Origin of the sequence: Alloprevotella sp. OH1205_COT-284 (genome assembly GCF_003859795.1) — a bacterium.
Taxonomy (GTDB): Bacteria; Bacteroidota; Bacteroidia; order Bacteroidales; family Bacteroidaceae; genus Alloprevotella.
The window spans coordinates 22,112-30,449 of sequence record NZ_RQYI01000028.1; the positions used below are offsets into that span (position 1 = coordinate 22,112).

7 protein-coding genes are annotated in these 8,338 nt (G+C 51.7%); 5 read left to right on the forward strand and 2 right to left on the reverse strand.

Going from position 1 to position 8,338, the window contains the following annotated elements; translation table 11 throughout:
* Positions 1 to 30 precede the first annotated feature (30 nt).
* From EII14_RS07305 to EII14_RS07325, 5 genes are all read left to right on the forward strand, one after another.
* Complete coding sequence (locus tag EII14_RS07305) at positions 31 to 756, forward strand: cell division protein FtsQ/DivIB (RefSeq protein ID WP_124931884.1); 726 nt, start codon at positions 31 to 33, stop codon at positions 754 to 756.
* Between the two features lie 44 nt (positions 757 to 800).
* Positions 801 to 2,189: a cell division protein FtsA gene (gene ftsA, locus EII14_RS07310; protein ID WP_124931885.1), complete on the forward strand. Its 1,389-nt coding sequence runs from the start codon at positions 801 to 803 to the stop codon at positions 2,187 to 2,189.
* Positions 2,190 to 2,279: 90 nt separating this feature from the next.
* Entirely contained in the window at positions 2,280 to 3,575 is a 1,296-nt protein-coding gene (ftsZ, locus tag EII14_RS07315; protein ID WP_124931886.1) for a cell division protein FtsZ, read from the forward strand.
* A gap of 11 nt (positions 3,576 to 3,586) precedes the next feature.
* Positions 3,587 to 4,831, forward strand: coding sequence for a cell division protein FtsZ (locus tag EII14_RS07320; RefSeq protein ID WP_124931887.1), 1,245 nt, complete (start codon positions 3,587 to 3,589; stop codon positions 4,829 to 4,831).
* Positions 4,832 to 4,885: 54 nt separating this feature from the next.
* A complete protein-coding gene (locus EII14_RS07325) occupies positions 4,886 to 5,332 on the forward strand; it encodes a GatB/YqeY domain-containing protein (protein WP_124931888.1) in 447 nt (148 codons plus the stop codon).
* Between the two features lie 237 nt (positions 5,333 to 5,569).
* On the opposite strand, the gene eno is transcribed toward EII14_RS07325, so the two are convergent.
* Positions 5,570 to 6,853, reverse strand: coding sequence for a phosphopyruvate hydratase (eno, locus tag EII14_RS07330; protein ID WP_124931889.1), 1,284 nt, complete (start codon positions 6,851 to 6,853; stop codon positions 5,570 to 5,572).
* 39 nt (positions 6,854 to 6,892) lie between these two features.
* Entirely contained in the window at positions 6,893 to 7,381 is a 489-nt protein-coding gene (locus EII14_RS07335; RefSeq protein WP_124931890.1) for a flavodoxin, read from the reverse strand.
* Positions 7,382 to 8,338: the final 957 nt, after the last annotated feature.

Below are 8,338 nucleotides of genomic sequence, written 5' to 3' on the forward strand. Positions count from 1 at the left end.
ACTACCCGCTCACCCTTTTCCCACAACACCATGCGAACTGCGCTAAAACTCATTCTCCTGCTCCTTATGACGAGCTACCTTATCTTTGTAGTGGTCAGATTTTCGACCCACGAAGATTCTGCGCAGTGCAAGGGCGTGGAGATTGTCATTGCCGACAGTGCCCAAGCCACGCTGATCACCGAGGACGACGTCGATCTGATGTTGCGCAAACAGGGATTGTATCCCATCGGACGAACTTTCCACCAAATCAATTTGGCGGAGATCGAAAATTTTCTTTTCGACGACCCTTTCGTCCGAAACTGCATTTGCATGAAGACACCCGACGATGCGGTCAAGATTTACGTAGAGCAACACCTGCCCCTCCTGCGCATTCTCAGCGATTCGGGCGAAGACTACTATATCGACGAGAAAGGCAACCCAATGGCCGCACGCGGCTACGAAGCGGATTTGGCGGTGGCTACGGGAAATATCGACGAGAAATTTGCCAAAGAAAAACTCCTCGCATTCGGAAAGATACTGCGTAACAACGAGTTTTGGAACGACCAAATTCAACAAATACACGTCCGTCCCGACGGAAACATTGATTTGACCATGAGGGTGGGCGAACAGATCGTGCATTTGGGACAACCCGAACACATCGAACAGAAACTGCGCAATCTGCGCGCCTTCTACGACAAGATACTGCCCAAAGTGGGGTGGCATCGCTACAAAGAATATTCCATCGCCTTTGAAAACCAAGTCATTGGTTGCAAATAATCAAGCGTTCAAAACATAGCAAGAATCTCAAAAAACGACAAGACATGCCAAAAGAAATTTTCGAAACCAGCTTTGTGGCAGCCATCGTGCTCGGTTCATCAAAAGTAACAGGCATCGTGGGACGCAAAGAGCCGGAAGGAACGATTTCTGTTCTTTCACACGTGGCCATTCCTTCGACTGACTTCATCAGTAAAGGACGCGTCTTTAATGCTGAAAAGATGATCAGCAGCCTCAAAACTATTCGTGAACGCTTGGAGGAAAACATCAACCGAAAGATTGACAAAGCCTATCTTTCGATTGACTGCATGGGCATTCGATCCATGCCCAACATCATCGAGAAAATTTACAACGAGCGTGTCACCATGACACAGGAGTTCGTCAACCAGTTTCTTCACAGCAATCGCGAAAACCAAACGGCCGACCGCACATTTATCGAAACCATCCCCCTCGAATACAAACTCGGCACCATCACCACGACCGACCCTATCGGCGTGATGACCGACAGCGTAAAGGCTCATTTTTTGAACATCGTTTGCAACACAACGGTCATCGAAACAATCGAAAACTGTTTCCGAAAAGCGGGCATCACGATCGTTCGACACACCATCGCCGCCACGCAACTCGCGCAAACCGTCACCAACGAGCAGGAACGCACATCGGGCTGCGTATTCGTAGACATGGGAAGCGAAACCACCACCGTGGCCATTTATAAAGGAAAATTGCTCAGACACTTGGCCGTCATTCCCCTCGGAGGTGCCAACATCACACGCGACATTGCCAACGTGTTCAACTGCGAAGAGGCGGAGGCCGAGCAACTGAAACGAAATGCCGGATTTCCCAACTTTGAAGACCTCGAAGAAAACGGAAAAGAACCGATTTTTCTGCGCGACGGCGGACGGAAGCGACTGCAAAGCGAATTGGCAGAAATCATTGAAGCACGCGTTGAAGAAATCGTGCAAAACATCAAACATCAAATTGATTTTTCGGGCTTCAATCGCGAAAATCTCGTAAACGGTCTCTATATCATCGGAGGAGGAGCGCAACTCAAAAACATCAACAAGTCCTTTGAACAACATTTCAAGGATTGGAACATCCGATTTTCCAAAACGCCTTCGCGATTGGGCAATATCAGCTGCATTGAGCGAAATTTCAACGAAAACGGCACATTCAATGTAGCTTTGTCGATCGTGGAAAACGGCGACATCAACTGCAACGGAGGTGCACGCGACAATCAAGAGTGGGAACTCTTTGACGGAGAAGAGCAAGAAAACAATGACATCCCGCCACTCGACGACAATGCCGAAGCCAATGCCGATGCCGAAGCAAAAGACCAAGAGCAGACAGAATCCGCATCGAAAAAATCCGGTAAGCTTTCTGTTTTTCTCAACAGGTTGAAAAACACCGTTTCCGACTTTGTATCGGACGGTGATTAGCCTTTCGATAAGCCCTCTTCATCCGAGGCTCAACCTTCTCCTTTCCTCAACATTCTCTTATCATTGATCCATAAATCTCTACGACAGTATATGCTAGACCAAGAAGAACTCATCGTCGATATGGGAACTCCCACTACCACGCCCAACATCATCAAAGTGATCGGAGTCGGCGGCGGTGGCGGAAATGCCGTAAACTACATGTACAACATGGGCATGAAGGAAATCAATTTCGTCGTCTGCAACACCGATGCCAAAGCATTAGCCGACTCTCCCGTTCCCGTTCGCTTGCAGCTCGGCACGGAAGGGCTTGGAGCCGGCAATCGTCCTGCTCGTGCCCGCATCGCCGCAGAAGAGAGTATTGAAGCCATCCGAGCCATGCTTGATGACGGCACGAAGATGGTGTTCATCACCGCAGGAATGGGAGGTGGAACCGGAACGGGAGCAGCTCCCGTCATCGCTCACGAGGCCAAAAAGAAAGGCATACTGACGGTCGGCATCGTCACCATTCCCTTTCGGTTTGAAGGCAACAAAAAAATCGACCAGGCACTCGACGGTGTAGAGGCCATCGCCAAAGAGGTCGATGCGCTGCTCGTGATCAACAACGAGCGATTGCGAGAAATTTATCCCGATCTCACCATTCGTTCCGCTTTCGAACGTGCCGACAACACTTTGGCCGTGGCCGCACGTTCCATTGCCGAAATCATCACCATGCACGGCATCATCAACCTCGACTTCCAAGACGTCGGCACCGTGTTGCGCAACGGCGGAGTGGCCATCATGTCCACCGGCTACGGCGAGGGCGAACGAAGAGTGACCAAAGCTATCGAAGACGCCTTGCACTCGCCTTTGCTCAACAACAACGATATTTATTATTCAAAAAAAATACTCCTCTCCATCACCTTCTGCGACGACAGTCAAGGGGAAGACGGCGTAAGCTCCGAACTGATGATGGAGGAAGTGAGTGAAGTACACGAGTTTATGTCTTCGTTTCAAGACGATGTGGAAACAAAATTCGGCTTGAACACCGATCCCACGCTCGGCAAAAAGGTGAAGATCACCATTCTCGCCACCGGCTTCGGCATCAACAGCGTGACCGGTATGGAAGAGAAACTTTCGGCCGAGTCGGAAGCTGAGGCCAGAGCGGCCGTGGAGCGACAAGAGGAGCGCGACGAACGCCGACTCTCGTTTTATGGCGGAAAAGACAAACGAGGCATACAAAAACGCTTCCACAAAATCTTTCTCTTCGAGCCCGAAGACACCGACAACGAAGAGGTCATTGCCCTTGTCGAAGCCGTCCCCACCAGCAAACGCTCCAAAGAATACCTCAACAACATCAAGAACAAGACGATACCGCCCATCATTCCCGAAATCAACCCCCACTATTGATTTTTCAAGCCATGTCCGACCAACCCTTCATCTCTCCCACCGATACTTCCTCTTCACCCTCCATTATCAAAGTGATCGGTGTGGGCGGAGGAGGAGGAAACGCCGTGGCCAACATGTATCGCGAAAACATCTCCGGCGTTCGCTTTTTGGTGTGCAACACCGACTCCAAAGCCTTGCAGGATTCCCCCGTGCCCGACCGCCTGCAAATCGGGCCCGGCCTCGGGGTGGGCGGAGATCCCGAGCTCGGAAGAAAGCTGACGACGGAAAACATAGAGGCGGTGCAAAGCATGCTCGACGACTCGACAAAAATGCTGTTCATCACCGCCGGCATGGGCGGCGGAACCGGCACGGGAGCAGCCCCGATCTTCGCGCAGGAGGCTATGAAAAAGGGAATTCTGACTATCGGGATTGTCACCATACCTTTTCTTTTCGAGCAAAAAGTGCGTATCAATAAAGCACTCGACGGGGTAGACAGCATGGCCCAAGAGGTCGATGCACTCATCATCGTCAACAATGAACGCCTACGTGAAATCTATCCCGACCTCTCGTTGCTCAACGCTTTCCGAAAGGCAGACAACACGCTGACCAACGCCGTGCGTTCCATTCTCGAAATCGTACATATGCGCGGCATCTCCAATCTTGATTTCACCGACGTAGACACTTGTCTTCGAGGCGGAAAGGTGGCTATCATTTCGAGTGGCACCGGCAGTGGCGACAATCGCATCAAAAACGCGATAGAAGACGCGCTCAACTCTCCGCTGCTCAACGATCGCGACATATTCCGTTCTCGCTCTCTCCGCATGGCCATTTTCTTTCCTCCCGACGCCACCGGCAACAGCATGCGCGTTGAAGAAATCGAGGAAATCGCCAAATTCATGAAGCAGTTTCAGAAGGATGTCGACACCAAATACGGCTATGCCGAAGACCCTTCGCTCACCGACACGATCAGGGTGACCATTCTTGCGTCGGGATTTCAAAAGAGCTTCGCGGCCGACGAGGAAAACGGCATTCATCATCCTACTCCCGAAGAAGAGGCCATGGAACGCCAACGCGAACGACGTATCGAGACCATCTACGGCGGAAAAAACACAAAAACGCGGCACCACCGCACCTATATTTTCAAAAACAACGATCTCTACAACGAGGAACTTGTGGCGCAAATCGAAGCCATGCCCGTTTGCAAACGGAGCGACGGCGATCTCAAACGACTGCAAGACATTTCCAATGCCGACATACCGTTTGAAATTATTCTCTGAACCTGCCTCAACGCCTCTATCGGTATCCTAAAACAATCAACAACTCCCTGCCTTATGCTTTTCGAACAAATCAGCGCCGATATTATGGCCGCCATGAAGGCCAAAGACAAAGTACGCACCCAAGCCCTGCGCAACATCAAAAAGTGCTTCATAGAGGCCAAAACTGCTCCCGGCAACAACGGAGAACTCACAGACGAGGCCGCCCTCAAAATCTTGGCCAAACTGGCGAAGCAAGGACGCGACACCGCACAGCTCTACACCGAGCAAAACCGCCCCGATTTGGCAGAAGCCGAATTGGCAGAAGTGGCAGTCATCGACACCTATCTGCCACGCCCCCTTAGCGATGAAGAGCTCACCACCGCGCTCCGTGCCATTATCGAAGAACTGGGCGTGTCTTCCGTCAAAGAAATGGGTAAAGTAATGGGGGTGGCCACACAACGCCTCTCCGGACAAGCCGACGGACGTGCCATTAGCACGAAAGTCAAAGAACTGTTGAACTGACCTCACCCTCCACACGAAAACTCGTTAATCATATCAGTACGAGGCGAAACCTCCTTTTCGCCCACGATACTTTTGAACGCAACAACGGTCGGCCTCTTTTGTCATTGAGAGGTCGACCGTTGTTTTAGCAGCCTTTCATGCTGTGGCTCAACAGCCCATGCGTTGAAGCAAAAAGAAAGTCGTCGCGACCGGACCACCACGGATCGTCGCGACGACTTTTTTCAATACTTGGTCGGATTACTTGATGCGCTTGTAACCATACACGGCCAAATCGCCCAATTCTTCTTCGATGCGGAGAAGTTGGTTGTACTTAGCCATACGGTCGGAGCGGCTGAGCGAACCGGTTTTGATTTGTCCGGAGTTGGTGGCCACTGCGATGTCGGCAATGGTGGCGTCCTCGGTTTCACCGGAGCGGTGAGAAGTCACCGAGGTGTAGCCGTGACGGTGTGCCATTTCGATGGCATCGAGCGTTTCGGTGAGCGAACCGATTTGGTTCACCTTGATGAGGATAGAGTTACCGCAACCGAGTTCGATACCCTTCTTCAAGAATTCCACGTTGGTCACGAAGAGGTCATCGCCCACGAGTTGACAACGGTTGCCGATAGCATCGGTGAGCTTCTTCCATCCGTCCCAGTCGTTTTCGGCCATACCGTCTTCGATCGAGTCGATGGGGTATTTCGTAACGAGTTCGGTGAGATAAGCCACTTGCTCGTCGGCTGTGCGCTTCTTGCCTTGTGCGCCTTCAAACTTGGAGTAGTCATATACGCCGTCTTTGAAGAATTCCGAAGAAGCGCAGTCAAGACCGATCATCACGTCCTTGCCGGGTTCGTAGCCGGCGTTTTTGATGGCGGTCAAGATGCTTTCGAGAGCCTCTTCGGTGCCGCCTGCGAGATTGGGGGCAAATCCGCCTTCATCACCCACGGCAGTGGAAAGACCTTTGTCGTGGAGCACTTTTTTGAGGGCGTGGAACACTTCTGCGCCCATGCGAAGACCTTCGCGGAAAGAAGGAGCACCAACGGGACGGATCATGAACTCTTGGAATGCAATGGGAGCATCGGAGTGGGAGCCGCCGTTGATGATGTTCATCATGGGAACGGGGAGGGTGAAAGTGTTCGTTCCGCCGATGTAGCGATAGAGGGGAATGCCGAGATATTCGGCAGCAGCCTTGGCCACAGCGAGAGAAACACCGAGAATGGCGTTGGCACCGAGGTTGGATTTGGTTTTCGTGCCGTCGAGTTGGAGCATGGCGTGGTCGATGGCGCGTTGTTCAAGCACGGAGAAACCTTCGAGCACGGGAGCGATTTTGGTGTTCACGTTTTCTACGGCTTTGAGCGTACCCTTTCCGAGGTAGCGACCCTTGTCGCCGTCGCGGAGTTCGAGGGCTTCGTGTTCGCCGGTCGAAGCGCCGGAGGGTACGGAAGCACGTCCGATCACGCCGCATTCGAGAATTACGTCAACTTCCACTGTGGGATTACCGCGCGAATCGAGGATTTCGCGAGCTACGATTTTTTCAATTTTCATAAAAACTAAACTGATTTGAATATGTTGGAAAGATGTTTTTTAAGCCTTGACGGATTCCACCCATGCTGCCATGCGCGCCGCGTTGCCTTCGGGATCGGCATCGTCAATCGGAAGTCCCACGAATTTTCCGTCGCGGCAAGCCTCCGTGTCGGTGGCGGCAATTCCGGCAGCATCAACCTGTCCCACGAAAGTGGCTCCGCTGTCGGCGAGTGCGTCGTAGATCTGTGCGAGAGCACCGCAGAAAGTGTCGGCATAACCGTCGGAGTCGCCACAGCCGAAGAGGGCGATGCGCTTGCCCGAGAGATCTTGCGCTTTGAGTTGGTCGAGGAAGTCATACCAATCGTCTTGCAAATCGCCACAGCCCCAAGTGGAGGAACCGAGGATGAGCGTGTCAAACTGTGCCACTGTGTCGGCACCGACTTCTCCTACGTTATAAACTTGATCGGAAGACACACCGAGGGCAGATGCAATTTCTTGCGCGGCAGCTTCGGTATTGCCTGTCGTGCTGCCATAAAAAATACCTGTCATAACTATTGAGTTTAGAGTTTAGCTCATTGAGGCACAATTCATTTCGATGATTTCAAAGAGCATTGCCGCCAAGAGGCCGCACACGTCATCGCTCGTCGAAACGAAAGGCTTTGTTAAGCAAGGCAAAGTTAGCGCAAAAGAGAAATATCCGCAATCCCCTTTTGTGGTGAATTTTAATCCCACACATCGTTCGTTTTTACTTCTTTTTGTCAAAAGAACACGTTTCCCGACACGATCCGATAACCATTTCGGGGGATACCGATCACGATGCGCCACAGCTTCGTCGCCTGCCACATCCGAACAAACCGTTTCTTCACCGGATTTTGTTGAAAAGAGTTCTCGAACAGGGCAGAATGCCCATTCCGTTTCGCCAAACCCTCCGACTCCTTCATGCTCGGTTTCGACACGGCAACTCCTTGTCAAGCACATGTAGATTAGGCATTTGCAAATATAACCATTGTTTTTCGATGCGACAAGCGATTTCCCGTTTTTTTCACCCTCCGCAAAAGTTTTAATCGGCGAATGCCACACCGTCCGAGCAGAGCATCTTTCCCCGAAAAAGGGAACGCCTTTGACTGTTGTCCGAAAAACAAACGTATGCCTCCCAAATGCCCTGCCACCCATAGAGGGCCTTGCAAAGGACACAGGCTTCAAGGAGCGGTTTTCGACGTGTTGGAGCCTTTGTTTTTCCGGCACTTTTCACACCGCCCGAAAAAGAAAGCGATGCACCCTGCAACGGCGTCGGGCAAAAAAGTATGGAGGCAGCGCGAACGGATTGGGAGGTAGGAATTTCTACCTCAGAGCCCGTTTGTTTTACATGGGAGGCAGAGAAATCTTGCCGATCCCAAGCCGCCATGCTCCCCTCCCCTCGCGTACGCGCGCGTTTCCCCTTTACATCGTTTTTTGCTTCCGCTGCCTTCACTTTTGAGGCTATAACAATGAAAATCAATCACTTTT